Consider the following 14,526-nt stretch of genomic DNA (forward strand, 5'->3'; position numbering starts at 1 on the left):
CGACTGAATTTACCCAGCCCCTTTCTTTCCGACCTGTCAGCCGCGACGGGAAGGGGCTTGCTTTGCCAGGAGAAATGCATATGAACGTTATCGCCATCATGAATCACATGGGTGTCTACTTTAAAGAAGAGCCTATCCGTGAACTGCATCAGGCGCTGGAAAGTCTGGATTTCCGCATCGTTTACCCTAACGATCGCGAAGACCTGCTGAAACTGATCGAGAACAACGCCCGCTTGTGCGGGGTGATCTTCGACTGGGACAAATACAACCTGGAGTTGTGCGAAGAGATCAGCCAACTGAACGAGTACATGCCGCTGTACGCATTCGCCAACACCTATTCGACGCTGGACGTCAGCCTGAACGATCTGCGCATGCAGGTGCGCTTCTTCGAGTATGCGCTCGGCGCGGCAACCGACATCGCCGCCAAGATCAAACAGAATACCGACGAATATATCGACACCATCCTGCCACCGCTGACCAAGGCGCTGTTCAAATACGTGCGCGAAGGCAAATACACCTTCTGTACGCCGGGCCACATGGGCGGCACCGCGTTCCAGAAAAGCCCGGTCGGCAGCCTGTTCTACGATTTCTTCGGCCCGAATACCATGAAGTCGGATATCTCGATTTCGGTGTCCGAGCTGGGATCGCTGCTGGATCACTCCGGCCCGCACAAAGAGGCGGAAGAGTACATTTCCCGCGTGTTCAACGCCGAACGCAGCTATATGGTCACCAACGGCACTTCCACTGCCAACAAGATCGTCGGCATGTATTCGGCGCCGGCGGGCAGCACGGTGCTGATTGACCGTAACTGCCACAAGTCGCTGACTCACCTGATGATGATGAGCGACATCACGCCGATCTATTTCCGCCCGACCCGCAACGCTTACGGCATCCTCGGCGGCATTCCGCAGAGCGAGTTCCAGCGCGCCACCATCGCCAAACGCGTGAAGGACACCCCGAACGCCACCTGGCCGGTGCACGCGGTGATCACCAACTCCACCTATGACGGCCTGCTGTACAACACCGACTTTATCAAGAACACCCTGGACGTGAAGTCTATCCACTTCGACTCCGCCTGGGTGCCTTACACCAACTTCCATCCGATCTATAAAGGCAAGTGCGGCATGAGCGGCGGCCGCGTGGAGGGCAAGGTGATCTATGAAACCCAGTCCACCCACAAACTGCTGGCGGCCTTCTCGCAGGCGTCGATGATCCACGTGAAGGGCGACATCAACGAAGAGACCTTCAACGAAGCCTACATGATGCATACCACCACTTCGCCGCACTACGGCATTGTGGCCTCGACCGAAACCGCTGCGGCGATGATGAAAGGCAACGCCGGCAAGCGCCTGATCCACGGTTCTATCGAACGCGCGATCAAGTTCCGTAAAGAGATCAAACGCCTGAAAGTCGAGTCCGACGGCTGGTTCTTCGACGTCTGGCAGCCGGAGCATATCGATGAGCCGGAATGCTGGCCGCTGCGCTCCGACAGCGCCTGGCACGGTTTCAAGAACATCGACAATGAACACATGTATCTGGACCCAATCAAGGTCACCATTCTGACGCCGGGGATGAGCAAGGAAGGCGAGATGCAGCCGTTCGGCATCCCGGCCAGCATCGTGGCGAAATACCTCGACGAGCGCGGCATCATCGTCGAGAAAACCGGGCCGTACAACCTGCTGTTCCTGTTCAGCATCGGCATCGATAAAACCAAGGCGCTCAGCCTGCTGCGCGCGATGACCGACTTCAAACGTTCGTTCGACCTGAACCTGCGGGTGAAAAACATGCTGCCTTCGCTGTATCAGGAAGCGCCTGATTTCTATGAAAACATGCGCATTCAGGATCTGGCGCAGAACATTCACCGCCTGGTGGAGCAACACAACCTGCCGGACCTGATGTACCGCGCGTTCGAAGTGCTGCCAACCATGGTGATGAATCCGTACCAGGCGTTCCAGAAAGAGCTGCACGGCGAAGTGGAAGAGGTCTATCTGGAAGAGATGGTCGGTAAGGTCAACGCCAACATGATCCTCCCATACCCGCCGGGCGTGCCGCTGGTGATGCCGGGCGAGATGCTGACCGAAGAGAGCCGGCCGGTGCTGGAGTTCCTGCAGATGCTGTGCGAAATCGGCGCGCATTATCCGGGCTTTGAAACCGACATTCACGGCGCCTACCGTCAGGCGGACGGACGTTATCGGGTGAAAGTGCTGAAGGCGAAATAACCGCAGCCAAAAACAGGGGAGGCGCTCGCGCTTCCCCTTTGTCGTTCACCGACTGATGGGAGACCACCATGAAAACACCCTCACAGCCGCGCGCAATCTACTATGTCGTAGCGATACAAATTTGGGAATATTTCAGCTTTTACGGCATGCGTGCGTTATTGATCCTCTATCTGACCCACCAACTCGGCTATACCGACAGCCACGCCATCGATCTCTACAGCGCTTACGCTTCGTTAGTTTACGTCACTCCTATTCTTGGCGGCTGGCTCGCCGACCGCCTGCTGGGCAACCGCGTCGCGGTGATCGCCGGTGCGGCGCTGATGACCCTGGGGCATATCGTGCTCGGCCTGAGCGCGGTCTCCGCCCAGTCGCTCTATCTGGCGCTGGCGATCATCATCTGCGGTTACGGCCTGTTCAAATCCAATATCAGCTGCCTGCTGGGCGAGCTGTACCCGGCGCAGGACTCGCGCCGCGAAGGAGGCTTCTCGCTGCTGTACGCCGCCGGCAACGTCGGTTCCATTTTGGCGCCGATCGCCTGCGGGTTGGCGGCCGAGCGCTATGGCTGGCACGTCGGTTTTGCGTTGGCCGGGATCGGCATGTTCGCCGGTCTGGTGATTTTTCTGCTTGGCGGACGCCATTTCCGCCACACCCGCGGCGTGAATGCCCCGCTGATGCGCGCCAGAAGCCTGGGCCTGCCGCACTGGGGATGGCTGCTGGCGGCGCTGCTGGCGTCGCCGCTGTTCTTCACGTTGCTGTTTGAACGCGACTGGACCGGCTATTTGCTCGGGTTGGTGTGCGTGGCGGCGGTGGCGCTGGTGGCGCGCATTATGCTGCGCGCGGACGCCGGCCAGCGGCGGGGGCTGTGGCAGATCATCGTACTGATGCTGCTGGGCACGCTGTTCTGGGCTTTTGCCCAGCAGGGCGGCAGCTCCATCAGCCTGTTTATCGATCACTTCGTCGACCGGCGCTGGTTCGGCTGGACGGTGCCGACCGCGCTGTTCCAGTCGGTTAACGCCTGCGCGGTGATGCTGGGCGGCGTGGCGCTGGCCTGGCTGGCGAGCGGCGGTGGCGCGGGCGACCGGACGCTGCGCATTTGGTGCAAGTTCGCCTTCGGTCTGCTGTTGATCGGCGTCGGCTTTATGCTGATGGCGCTCAATACGCGGCTGCACGGGCCGGGTTCGATGGGGCTGATGATCGCCGGCCTGGCGGTGATGGGCTTCGCCGAACTGTTTATCGATCCGGTGGCGATGGCGCAGATCACCCGGCTGAATATCCCCGGCGCCACCGGCGTGTTGACCGGTATCTATATGCTGGCGACCGGTTCGATCGCCAACTATCTGGCGGGCATCATCGCCAATCAGACCGCCGAAGACCACATCGAGGGGGCGGCGATGCAGGCGTATGGCCGCATTTTCGCTCAGATCGGCTGGGGGGCGGCCGGGTGCGCGCTGGCGGTGATCGCGGTGCTGGGCGGCTGGTGGCTGCTGACGCGGCGCCAGGCCCGGACGGTTAATGCTTGATTGATGGCGGTAGGCGGAGTTAACGTGCAGCTATGTAGAAGTGACAAAGCCTACCGATGGATACTGATCAATTAACGACGCAGGTGGCGGACCAGCTGGGCGCGCAGCAGCGGCTGCTGGTGGCGTTCAGCGGCGGCCTGGATTCCAGCGTGCTGCTGCATCTGCTGGCGGCGTTGCGCCGCCACCGTCCGGCGCTGCAGCTGCGTGCGCTGCACGTGCATCATGGCCTGAGCGTTTTCGCCGACCGCTGGGTTGAGCATTGCCGCAGCCGATGTGCCGACTGGCAGGTGCCGCTGACGGTGACGCACGTGCAGGTGGACGCCCGCCAGGGCGGCATCGAAGCGGCGGCGCGTGCGGCGCGCTATGCCGCCTTCAGCGCCGCCCTGGCGGAGGGCGAAGCGCTGCTCACCGCTCAACACCTTGACGATCAAAGCGAAACTTTCCTGTTGGCGCTCAAGCGCGGCAGCGGGCCGGCGGGGCTATCGGCGATGGCGGCGCGCGCCACGCTGGGCGAGCATTTGCTGTTGCGGCCGTTGCTGGGCTGCTCGCGTCAAACGCTGGAAAGCTACGCGCAGCGCCACGCCTTAAGCTGGATAGATGACGACAGCAATCAGGACACGCGCTTCGATCGCAATTTCCTGCGTTTGCAGGTTTTGCCGCAGCTCAACCAGCGCTGGCCGCACTTCGCTTCGGCGGTGGCGCGCAGCGCCAGCCTGTGCGCCGAGCAGGAGCAGCTGCTGGACGAACTGCTGGCGGAACCGCTGCAAAGCCTGTTGGCGGCGGACCGCTCATTGGCGATCGACGGCCTGACCGACTGTTCGCCGGTGCGGCGTTTCGCCTTGTTGCGGCGCTGGATCGCGTTGTTTAACGTCACTATGCCGGCGCGTGAGCAGCTACAGCGCCTGTGGGTGGAGGTGGCGCTCAGCCGGGAAGACGCCGAACCGCAGCTGCAGCTCGGCGCCTATCAGATCCGCCGATTCCGTGGCCGACTGCACCTGCTGCCGCCGCTGGCGGCGCTGCGCGGTGTGCATCTGCACTGGCGGCCTGACCAGCCGCTGACGTTGCCGGACGGGTTGGGGCAGTTGGTTGCCGGTGAGGGCGATCTGGCGCTACGCGCGCCGCAGCCAGCGCAGCGGATCAGCATTCGTTTCGGCGGCGTGCAGGGCGCCGTGCGTATCGTGGGGCGCGCCCATTCGCGGCCGATAAAAAAACTGTGGCAGGAGCTGGGGATCCCTCCCTGGCAACGTGATCGCATCCCGTTGATTTATTATGATGAGCAGCTGATCGCTGCTTTGGGCGCATTCGTCTGTGAGGCGGGGCAGGTGCCGGAAGGCGAACGCCCGTGGCGGCTGCGCTGGGAAAAAAATCATAATCGCGAGGAGCACTGATGAAGTTAGTGGGGATCACGCTGTTGGCCGCCGGCCTGTTCAGCCTGCCGGCGTTGGCGGCGGGGGATGCGGCCGCCGGTCAGGCCAAAGCCGCCGCCTGTGCGGCGTGCCACGGCGCGCAGGGCAAGGTGACGGTGCCGATGTACCCGAATCTGGCCGGGCAGAACGCCATGTACCTGCAGCACGCGTTGCAGGCGTATAAGAAAGGGGAGCGCAACGGCGGCCAGGCCGAGGTGATGAAGGCCTATGTGTCGGGATTGTCGGATGACGATATCGCCGATCTGGCGGCTTATTACGCCAGCCTGAAACCCTAAATGACGAGGGCAGCCATTGGGCTGCCCTGTTGGGATGGGGTTACCGCTGCTCAGTCCGACAGACTGACGACCACGGTACCGATTTCCGGATGACTGAAACTGCTGATATGGTCCAGACGCAGGTCGCGCTGCTGGCCGTTCTGTTCGATGGTCAGATACTCAACGCGTTTCTTTTGCAGCAGGTCGATCGCCTTGGCCTCGATCACTTCTCCGTCGCGTAACTCCAGCTTCAGAATAAGTTTATGCTGACAGGCGAGTTCCAGGTTGTCGTAGTCATCGCAATTGATGGGTTGGTACTCATCATTCATCAACATAGTCGCTCACCAATAAGTTAGCGGCGGCAAAGGCCGCCTGTTCCCTAACGGAGGACGGTAGCGCGTCGTTCGCTGCGACATCGTCCAATGCCTTTAACGCACAAGCCAGCGCATCAGGCACGTAGCCAAGATCTCCACTGCCAATCTCGGCGTAAGTACGGCGTACTAACTCACAGTATTGTTGCACAGTTTCCTCCCTTAAGAACCTCTGCATCATCAAGACCGCTCTCGCGATGAGGCGCAGGCTCTCGGAGTTTTATCCTATCCTAGACGACTATAGCACAGCTGTTATGGAGTTATCAGCACCCCGACACGCCTTTCGTTCTGCGCCGAGCTGGGCTGCGCTGGCGGCGTTCACCCCTGATCAAGTACACTGTCGCCGGATAATTACGAGGTCACCCATGGCGCTGAAAGCAACCATTTATAAAGCCGCGGTCAATATCGCTGATATGGATCGTCATTTCTACCACGACGCCACGCTGACGCTGGCGCAACATCCGTCCGAAAATGAACAGCGTATGATGCTGCGCCTGTTGGCCTGGATCTGCCATGCCGACGAGCGGCTGGTGTTCACCAAAGGGCTGAGCGCCGACGATGAGCCGGAGATCTGGCAGCGCAACGACCATAACGGGCTGGAAATGTGGATCGAGATGGGGTTGCCTGACGAGAAGCGCATTCGCAAGGCCTGCAACCAGTCGCCGCGCGTGGTGTTGTACGCTTACGGCGAGCGCGCCGCGCACGTGTGGTGGCAGGGAATGCAGGGCAAGGTGGCCGGTTATAAGAACCTGAGCGTGCGTTTCCTCGATGACGAGCAGCTGGCGCGGCTGACGGCGCTGGCCAGCCGCACCATGACGCTACAGGCGACGCTGCAGGAGGGAACTATTTGGCTGTCCGATGCTCAGAATAGTCTGGAAATCCAGTTTGCCGAGTGGCAGCGGGCGCAGGTGTGACCGGTGCTGGAACTGTCAAGAAACGTCGCCATACCGGATAATGAGCTGGAATTGACGGCGATCCGCGCGCAGGGCGCGGGCGGCCAGCACGTGAACAAAACCTCAACGGCGATCCATTTGCGCTTTGACATCCGGGCATCCAGCCTGCCAGAGTATTATAAGGAAAGGCTGCTGGCGCTGAATCACCATTTAATTACCGCCGATGGCGTGGTGATTATCAAGGCGCAAGAGTATCGCAGTCAGGAATTGAATCGCGAAGCGGCGTTGGCCAGGCTGGTCGCGTTGATTCAGCAGGCGATGGTGGTGGAAAAAACGCGCAAGGCGACCAAGCCGACGAAAGGAGCGAAACTGCGTCGCCTGGAAGGCAAGACGCGTAAAGGCGCCACCAAGGCGCTGCGCGGCAAGGTTCGCACTTAGGAATACATGAACACAGTAGGAGAATAACTGTGAAGAAAATTACGATAGCCCTGTTCTTGGCGGCAGGCGCACTCTCGTTGTTGGGATGCAACAATCATTATCAACCGAAGGAACAACCGCTGCAGGCGATGCCGCAGAGTTATCAAGGGGTGTTGCCTTGCGCCGATTGCGGCGGTCTGGATACAGCGCTGTTCCTGGATGAAGATGGCACCTTCGTGCTGCAGGAAACCTATCGCGGCAGCAAAGACGGCGATCAGACCTTTGCCGACTACGGCAAATGGGCGCGCACCGCGGATAAGCTGGTGCTGACCGACAGCACCGGCGAGAAACGCTACTTCCGTCCGGTGGGCAAGAGCCTGGAGATGCTGGATCGCAGCGGCGCGCCGATCGAGTCCAAGCTGAATTACCGTCTGGAGCCGGTCGAAAAGCCGTTGCCTAAAACGCCAATGGTGATGAAAGGCAGTTATACCTATATGGCGGATGCGGCAGTCTTCAAGGACTGCGCCACCGGCATCACTTTCCCGGTGGATAACAACATCGCGCTGGAGCAAGGTTACGCCAAGGCCAATAAGACTGCCGGCGAGCCGGTGTTCCTGACTTTCAACGCGCACTTCAGCGTGCAGCCGTCGATGGAAGAGGGGCAGATTGAAAAAGCGGTGGTGCCGGACGGCAAGATCGCGTTCGACCGCAGCAAAAGCTGCAGCAGCAAGTAACGCGTTTCGGATATAAAAAAACCCGCCTAGGCGGGTTTTTTATTCTCTGGCGATCGGCGCTTAGCGTTTGATCTGGCCCAGCAGGAAATCAACGATTTCGCCGGTTTTGATCATTTGCTTCTCGCCGACGCGGCGGTTCTTGTACTCGATCTCTTCGTTATCGAGGTTACGATCGCCGATAACGACAGAGTGCGGCACGCCGATCAGCTCCATATCCGCGAACATCACGCCCGGACGCTCTTTGCGGTCATCGAGGATCACGTCGATGCCGTGGGAACGCAGGGTGTTGTACAGCTCTTCTGCCAGCGCCTGTACGCGGAACGACTTGTGCATGTTCATCGGCAGGATCGCCACCTGGAACGGCGCGATGGCGTCCGGCCAGATGATGCCGCGTTCGTCGTGGTTCTGCTCGATGGCGGCGGCCACGACGCGCGTGACCCCGATGCCGTAGCAACCCATGGTCAGCACCTGGTTGCGGCCGTCTTCACCCTGCACGGTCGCTTTCATCGCTTCCGAGTACTTGGTGCCGAGCTGGAAGATATGGCCCACTTCGATGCCGCGTTTGATCAGCAGCGTACCCTGACCGTCCGGGCTGGCGTCGCCTTCCACCACGTTACGGATATCGGCCACCTGCGGCAGCGGCAGATCGCGCTCCCAGTTGATGCCGAAGTAGTGTTTGCCGTCAACGTTGGCGCCGGCGCCGAAATCGCTCATCGCCGCCACGCTGCGGTCGGCTACCACTGGCATCGGCAGCTTGACTGGGCCAAGCGAGCCTGGGCCGGCGCCGACGATGGCGCGGATCTCTTCTTCGGTGGCGAAGGTCAGCGGCGCGGCAACCTGCGCCAGCTTCTCGGCCTTGACTTCGTTCAGTTCGTGATCGCCGCGCACCAGCAGGGCGACCAGCTTGTGGCCGCTCTCTTCGGTGGCGCGCACCATCAGCGTCTTCACGGTTTTTTCCACCGGCAGCTGGAATTGCTCGACCAGCTCGGCGATGGTTTTGGCGTTCGGCGTATCCACCAGGCGCAGCTCTTCGCTGGCTGCGGCGCGCGGCTCTGCCGGCGCGACCGCTTCCGCCAGCTCGATGTTGGCGGCGAAATCGGAACCGGTGGAGAACACGATATCGTCTTCACCGCTCTGCGCCAGCACCTGGAATTCGTGCGAGGCGCTGCCGCCGATCGAGCCGGTATCCGCCTGCACCGGGCGGAAATCCAGGCCCATGCGGCTGAAGATTTTGCTGTACGCTTCGTACATCGCGTCGTAAGTCTCCTGCAGAGACTCCTGTGAGGTGTGGAAGGAGTAGGCATCCTTCATCAGGAACTCACGGGAACGCATCACGCCGAAACGCGGGCGCACTTCATCACGGAACTTGGTCTGGATCTGGAAGAAGTTCAGCGGCAGCTGCTTGTACGAGCTGATCTCGTTGCGGATCAGATCGGTGATCACTTCTTCATGCGTTGGGCCCAGCACGAACGGACGATCGCCGCGGTCGACGAAGCGCAGCAGCTCGGGGCCGTATTGCTCCCAACGGCCGCTTTCCTGCCACAGATCGGCAGGCTGAACCACCGGCATGGAAACTTCGATCGCGTTAGCATTGTTCATTTCTTCGCGAACGATGTTTTCAACCTTCTTCAGAACGCGCAGGCCGGTCGGCAGCCAGGTGTAAAGACCGGAGGCCAGCTTGCGGATCATCCCGGCGCGCAGCATCAGCTGGTGGCTGATCACTTCGGCGTCGGCAGGTGTCTCCTTCAGTGTGGAGAGCAGATATTGGCTAGTACGCATGGTGTTTTGGTTCCGTTAGAACTGCAAATTGCATCGGGCTGCCAGAGTGGCGGCCAAAAGTGACAAAAGTGGTTTAGTTTACCAGCGCGAGCGGGTCGCCAAAAGAGAGGCGGCGGAATTTTAACGCGGGTCGAGCGCCAACACTTCGGTGTGGCCGTCCACGACACGCCAGCGCACGTTGAAATCCAACAGCCAGACGGCGTAATCCCGTTCGATGTCCTCTCCTTTACGATAGGCGGGACGGGGGTCTTGCGCCAGCACCTGGCTGATAAAACGCCTTAATTGCGGGTAGCGCGCCTGATGTTGCTGCAGCTGTTGCTCGGCCTGCGGTGCGAAACGCACCGGCATATCGCCGGCGGGCGCGGCCTGGGCAAAGCCGGCGCGGGCCTGCGGCTGGCTCTCGGCGAACGGCAGATAAGGCTTGATGTCCACCACCGGGGTGCCGTCGACCAGGTCGAGGCTGCCCAGTTCCAGCGCCACTTCACCGTTTTTCACCCGCACGCCCTTCAGCTCAATGAGCGACATGCCGAGCGGGTTGGGGCGGAAGGTGGAGCGGGTGGCGAACACGCCCATGCGGGCATTGCCGCCTAAACGCGGCGGACGCACCGTCGGGCGCCAGCCGCCTTCCATGGTTTGATGGAAAATGAACATCACCCACAGATGGCTGAAATCGCTGAGGCCGCGCACCGCTTCCGCCTGGTTGTAAGGCGGCAGCAGCAGCAGTTCGCCGCCGCCGTCTTCGACCAGCCCCGGTTGGCGGGGCACGGCGAATTTCTCTTTATAGGGCGAGCGGATCACGCCGATCTGCTCGAAAACGAATTCGGTCATTTGGACGAGACGTTAAGCGCCGAGCCCTGACAAACGGCCTGTTGATAGCAACCGGCGACGCCGCTGACAATCTGGCAGTCGTGCAGCAGCACGGCGTTGGCCTTCATGTAAGACGCACGGATTTGCATGCGTTTACGGGCGGTGGCCAGATTCGGTGGAGAGTCTTGCACGGTGGTTTGGCACGATTCGCCGGACACTTCACCCAGATCGCGGAACGGCTTGCCCACGAGCTCTTCTGCACTTTTATACAGTTTTACCGGAGCGGGGCGGGCGGCCGGCGTGGTCTTGGCCGGAGCGGTGCTGGTCGGCTTGCTGGTGCTGCTTGTTGAGGACGGCGCGATACGCTGCGATGAACATCCGGCCAGCGCGAGCGCTAACAAACAGAGAGGTAAAACACGCATTGAGATTCCTCTGCCTTAATGAAAGTGGCGCTATTGAAGCAAGCTATGGCGGAAATAACAAGACGGGCCTTGGCCCGTCTTGCAATTATAGGAATAAAATGAGTGAATAAGCGCTTACCAGCCTTTCACCGCGCCGCCGTTGAAGATTTTGTTGGCGGCCGCGTCAACGTCGTCAGACTGATAGGCCTGAACGAATTTCTTCACGTTTTCCGCATCTTTGTTATCTTCGCGCGCAACCAGCAGGTTGACGTAAGGCGAGTCTTTATCTTCCACGAACAGACCGTCTTTCGCCGGCGTCAGGCCGATCTGGCTGGCGTAGGTGGTGTTGATCACTGCCAGCGCGATCTGCTGATCGTCCAGAGAACGCGGCAGCTGAGGCGCTTCCAGCTCAACCAACTTCAGGTTTTTCGGGTTCTCGGTCACGTCCAGCACGGTCGGCAGCAGGCCAACGCCGTCTTTCAGCTTGATCAGACCGACTTTCTGCAGCAGCAGCAGCGAACGGCCCAGGTTGGTCGGATCGTTAGGCAGCGCGATCTGCGAACCTTCTTTCAGCTCGTCCAGCGATTTGATTTTCTTGGAGTAACCAGCGATCGGGTAAACAAAGGTGTTGCCGACCGGCACCAGCTTGTAGCCGCGGTCTTTGATCTGCTGATCCAGATAAGGCTTGTGCTGGAAGGCGTTCAAATCGATATCGCCTTTACTCAGCGCTTCGTTAGGCAGCACGTAGTCGTTGAAGGTGACCAGTTCAACGTCCAGACCGTATTTCTCTTTCGCCACTTTCTGCGCCACTTCGGCGACTTGCTGCTCTGCGCCGACGATCACGCCGACCTTGATGTGGTTCGGATTCTTTTCATCCTGGCCACAGCCCGCCAGAGCCAGCGTGCCGATCAGTGCGCCAATTGCCGCGATGGATTTAAATTTTAACGACATATCCCTTCCTCATTAGACTCGCATTAATATGCGGTGAAATTATTTATGGGTAACGGCTTTGACGATGCGATCGCCGCAGAATTGGATCAGATAAACCAAAACTACCAGTAATACTAATACGGTATTCATCACTGTGGCGTTATAACCGATATAACCGTATTGGTAACCGATTTGGCCCAGACCGCCGGCGCCGACTGCGCCGCCCATGGCGGAGTAGCCCACCAGGGTGATCAGGGTGATGGTCGCGGCGTTAACCAAGCCCGGCAGAGCTTCCGGCAGCAACACTTTCTTGATGATCTGCATCGGCGTGGCGCCCATGGCGCGCGCCGCTTCCACCAGACCGGACGGGATTTCCAGCAGGGCGTTTTCCACCATGCGCGCGATGAACGGCGCGGCGCCCACGGTCAACGGCACGATGGCCGCCTGCAGGCCGATCGAGGTGCCGACGATCATGCGGGTAAACGGAATCATCCAAACCAGCAGGATGATGAACGGAATGGAACGGAAGATGTTCACCAGCCCGGACAAAATTTTATACAGCGAATTGTTGGCGATGATCTGCCCCGGGCGGGTGACATACAGCAGCACGCCTACCGGCAGGCCGAGCACGAAACCGAAGAAGCCGGAGACAAAGGTCATCATGACGGTTTCCCACACGCCACGCGCCATCAACCACATCATTGCCTCAGACATAACCCAGAACCTCTACTTTTACCTGATTTTCTTGCAGGAACTTAATCGTCGCCAGCGCGTCTTCGTCGCTGCCGTGCAGCTCCGCCAGCATCACGCCGAATTTCACGCCGCCGGCATAATCCATCTGGGCGCTGATAATGTTGTTGTTCACGTTGAAGCGGCGAGCGGCTTCAGACAGCAGCGGCGCATCGACCGACTGACCGGTGAACTCCAGGCGCAGCAGCGGCTGGCGGTCGCCCTGACGCTCCGGCGACAGGCGCGCGGCGTAGTCGTCCGGGATATCCAGATGCAGCGTGGACTGAATGAACTGCTGGGCCAGCGGGGTTTTCGGGTGTGAGAACACTTCGCTGACGCTGTCTTTTTCGATCAGCTGCCCCTGGCTGATGACCGCGACCTGGTCGCAGATGCGTTTCACCACGTCCATTTCGTGGGTGATGAGCAGAATGGTCAGGCCCAGACGGCGGTTGATGTCTTTCAGCAGCTCCAGGATGGAACGGGTGGTGGCCGGATCCAACGCGCTGGTTGCTTCGTCGCACAGCAGCACTTTAGGGTTGCTGGCCAGCGCACGGGCGATCGCCACGCGCTGTTTCTGACCGCCGGACAGGTTGGCCGGGTAGGCGTCGTGTTTGTCCGCCAGGCCAACCAGCTCCAGCAGTTCGGTCACGCGCTTTTTGATCTCGGCGCGCGGCGTATTGTCCAGCTCCAGCGGCAGCGCCACGTTGCCGAACACCGTGCGGGAAGAGAGCAGGTTGAAGTGCTGGAAGATCATGCCGATTTGGCGACGGGCGCGCGTCAGTTCGCTTTCCGACAGAGACGTCAGATCCTGGCCATCGACCAGCACCTGGCCGGAGGTAGGGCGCTCAAGCATGTTGGCGCAGCGGATCAGCGTGCTTTTGCCGGCGCCGGAAGAGCCGATAACGCCATAGATTTGCCCGGCAGGGACGTGAAGGGTCACGTCAGAGAGCGCGGTAATGGTGCGCGAACCCTGCTGGAACACTTTAGTGATGTTAGAAAGTTTAATCATATTCTTCTTATTTTAGCGTGGTTGCCCGTGGCTAGATAAAAGTAAACCTCGGCGTGGAACCAAGGTATGGATCAGATGTTAAGGCGTCTAGACGTCTAAGTCAACGACCAGCGACGTTCTCCGGCGTTCTCAGTGCGGGGTAAAACATGCGATACTTGTCAGCGTATTCAGCCCCTCAGGAGCAAAGCGGTGACACAAAGCGTTCCAGCAATTTTTCTCGATCGTGACGGTACGATTAACGTTGACCATGGTTATGTCCATGAAATCGACAATTTCCACTTTATTGACGGCGTGATTGACGCCTGTCGCGAACTCAAAAAGATGGGGTTCGCGCTGGTGATGGTGACCAACCAGTCGGGCATTGCGCGCGGCAAGTTCAGCGAAGACCAATTTATGTACCTGACCGAGTGGATGGACTGGTCGCTGGCCGATCGCGACGTCGACTTCGACGGCATCTATTTCTGCCCGCATCATCCGGAGGCGGTAGTGGAAGAGTATCGTCAGGTCTGTGACTGCCGTAAACCGCAGCCGGGCATGCTGCTGCAAGCGCAGCAGGAATTGAACATCGATATGGCCGCTTCTTATATGGTGGGTGATAAACCGGAAGATATGCAGGCGGCGATCGCGGCTGGCGTCGGCACCAAGGTGCTGGTGCGTACCGGCAAGCCGGTGACGGAGCAGGGCGAAAAGTTGGCCGATTGGGTGCTAAATAGCCTGGCGGACCTGCCGGCAGCCATCAAAAAGCGGGTTTAATAGGCGTTACGCATGAATAGTGAGCGGTCAGATAAAAAATGCATATTATCGCTTGTCATTCTGAACCGGCTCCCTATAATGCGCCTCCATCGACACGGCACAAGTGATTCACTTCACACAGCGGCCGGGAAGAAAGAGAAAAAATCCTGAAAATTAGGGTTGACTCTGAAAGAGGAAAGCGTAATATACGCCACCTCGAGTTAGCAAGCGAAAGCGCCTAACTCACTGCTCTTTAACAATTTATCAGACAATCTGTGTGGGCACTCCACAAGACGATATCCAG

At 59.5% G+C, this 14,526-nt stretch carries 16 protein-coding genes; 8 read left to right on the forward strand and 8 right to left on the reverse strand.

What is annotated here, in order from left to right; all coding sequences use genetic code 11:
• Positions 1–80: 80 nt before the first annotated feature.
• The 4 genes from cadA to ACOWVD_RS21235 all read left to right on the forward strand — a co-directional run bounded on the left by cadA (position 81) and on the right by ACOWVD_RS21235 (position 5,441).
• The gene (gene cadA / locus ACOWVD_RS21220) at positions 81–2,219 is read left to right on the forward strand and encodes a lysine decarboxylase CadA (protein ID WP_004931982.1); all 2,139 of its coding nucleotides are present in this window, start codon (positions 81–83) and stop codon (positions 2,217–2,219) included.
• Positions 2,220–2,287: 68 nt separating this feature from the next.
• A complete protein-coding gene (dtpD, locus tag ACOWVD_RS21225) occupies positions 2,288–3,739 on the forward strand; it encodes a dipeptide permease DtpD (protein WP_049241702.1) in 1,452 nt (483 codons plus the stop codon).
• Between the two features lie 56 nt (positions 3,740–3,795).
• Positions 3,796–5,127 carry a tRNA lysidine(34) synthetase TilS gene (tilS, locus tag ACOWVD_RS21230; RefSeq protein ID WP_421105773.1) on the forward strand — a complete coding sequence of 444 codons (1,332 nt, stop codon included), beginning with the start codon at positions 3,796–3,798 and terminating at the stop codon, positions 5,125–5,127.
• On the forward strand, positions 5,127–5,441 hold the full coding sequence (locus ACOWVD_RS21235; protein ID WP_004931989.1) for a c-type cytochrome: 315 nt from the start codon (positions 5,127–5,129) through the stop codon (positions 5,439–5,441). The genes tilS and ACOWVD_RS21235 overlap by 1 nt, the downstream gene beginning before the upstream one ends.
• A gap of 50 nt (positions 5,442–5,491) precedes the next feature.
• Here ACOWVD_RS21235 and rof read toward each other — a convergent pair whose 3' ends face one another.
• Both rof and ACOWVD_RS21245 read right to left on the reverse strand, forming a co-directional pair.
• Entirely contained in the window at positions 5,492–5,755 is a 264-nt protein-coding gene (gene rof, locus ACOWVD_RS21240) for a Rho-binding antiterminator (RefSeq protein WP_004931991.1), read from the reverse strand.
• Complete coding sequence (locus ACOWVD_RS21245) at positions 5,742–5,942, reverse strand: YaeP family protein (RefSeq protein WP_004931993.1); 201 nt, start codon at positions 5,940–5,942, stop codon at positions 5,742–5,744. Before ACOWVD_RS21245 ends, rof begins: the two co-directional genes overlap by 14 nt.
• 214 nt (positions 5,943–6,156) lie before the next feature.
• Between ACOWVD_RS21245 and ACOWVD_RS21250 the strand changes: the two genes are divergently transcribed.
• The 3 genes from ACOWVD_RS21250 to nlpE are packed head-to-tail and all read left to right on the forward strand — an operon-like array spanning position 6,157 to position 7,835.
• Positions 6,157–6,705 carry a YaeQ family protein gene (locus tag ACOWVD_RS21250; RefSeq protein WP_004931995.1) on the forward strand — a complete coding sequence of 183 codons (549 nt, stop codon included), beginning with the start codon at positions 6,157–6,159 and terminating at the stop codon, positions 6,703–6,705.
• A gap of 3 nt (positions 6,706–6,708) precedes the next feature.
• A complete protein-coding gene (arfB, locus tag ACOWVD_RS21255; protein ID WP_004931997.1) occupies positions 6,709–7,122 on the forward strand; it encodes an alternative ribosome rescue aminoacyl-tRNA hydrolase ArfB in 414 nt (137 codons plus the stop codon).
• A 29-nt stretch (positions 7,123–7,151) separates the two neighbouring features.
• Positions 7,152–7,835 carry an envelope stress response activation lipoprotein NlpE gene (nlpE, locus tag ACOWVD_RS21260; RefSeq protein ID WP_164095965.1) on the forward strand — a complete coding sequence of 228 codons (684 nt, stop codon included), beginning with the start codon at positions 7,152–7,154 and terminating at the stop codon, positions 7,833–7,835.
• 60 nt (positions 7,836–7,895) lie between these two features.
• Here the strand turns inward: nlpE and proS are convergent, their stop codons facing one another.
• From proS to metN, 6 genes are all read right to left on the reverse strand, one after another.
• Positions 7,896–9,614 (reverse strand): proline--tRNA ligase, encoded by a 1,719-nt coding sequence (gene proS, locus ACOWVD_RS21265; protein WP_197800572.1) that lies wholly within the window; start codon positions 9,612–9,614, stop codon positions 7,896–7,898.
• A 120-nt stretch (positions 9,615–9,734) separates the two neighbouring features.
• Entirely contained in the window at positions 9,735–10,442 is a 708-nt protein-coding gene (gene tsaA, locus ACOWVD_RS21270) for a tRNA (N6-threonylcarbamoyladenosine(37)-N6)-methyltransferase TrmO (protein ID WP_004932003.1), read from the reverse strand.
• Positions 10,439–10,843, reverse strand: coding sequence for an Rcs stress response system protein RcsF (gene rcsF / locus ACOWVD_RS21275; RefSeq protein ID WP_049241712.1), 405 nt, complete (start codon positions 10,841–10,843; stop codon positions 10,439–10,441). Before rcsF ends, tsaA begins: the two co-directional genes overlap by 4 nt.
• Positions 10,844–10,957: 114 nt before the next feature.
• Positions 10,958–11,773: a MetQ/NlpA family lipoprotein gene (locus ACOWVD_RS21280; protein ID WP_033632261.1), complete on the reverse strand. Its 816-nt coding sequence runs from the start codon at positions 11,771–11,773 to the stop codon at positions 10,958–10,960.
• 39 nt (positions 11,774–11,812) lie between these two features.
• Positions 11,813–12,466: a methionine ABC transporter permease MetI gene (locus ACOWVD_RS21285; protein ID WP_004932010.1), complete on the reverse strand. Its 654-nt coding sequence runs from the start codon at positions 12,464–12,466 to the stop codon at positions 11,813–11,815.
• Entirely contained in the window at positions 12,459–13,490 is a 1,032-nt protein-coding gene (metN, locus tag ACOWVD_RS21290; RefSeq protein WP_004932012.1) for a methionine ABC transporter ATP-binding protein MetN, read from the reverse strand. The genes ACOWVD_RS21285 and metN overlap by 8 nt, the downstream gene beginning before the upstream one ends.
• 189 nt (positions 13,491–13,679) lie before the next feature.
• On the opposite strand from metN, the gene gmhB reads away from it, so the two are divergent.
• Complete coding sequence (gene gmhB / locus ACOWVD_RS21295; RefSeq protein ID WP_015378880.1) at positions 13,680–14,243, forward strand: D-glycero-beta-D-manno-heptose 1,7-bisphosphate 7-phosphatase; 564 nt, start codon at positions 13,680–13,682, stop codon at positions 14,241–14,243.
• Positions 14,244–14,526: the final 283 nt, after the last annotated feature.

Origin of the sequence: Serratia sp. SA088 (assembly GCF_049065515.1) — a bacterium.
GTDB classification, from domain to species: domain Bacteria; phylum Pseudomonadota; class Gammaproteobacteria; order Enterobacterales; family Enterobacteriaceae; genus Serratia; species Serratia nematodiphila.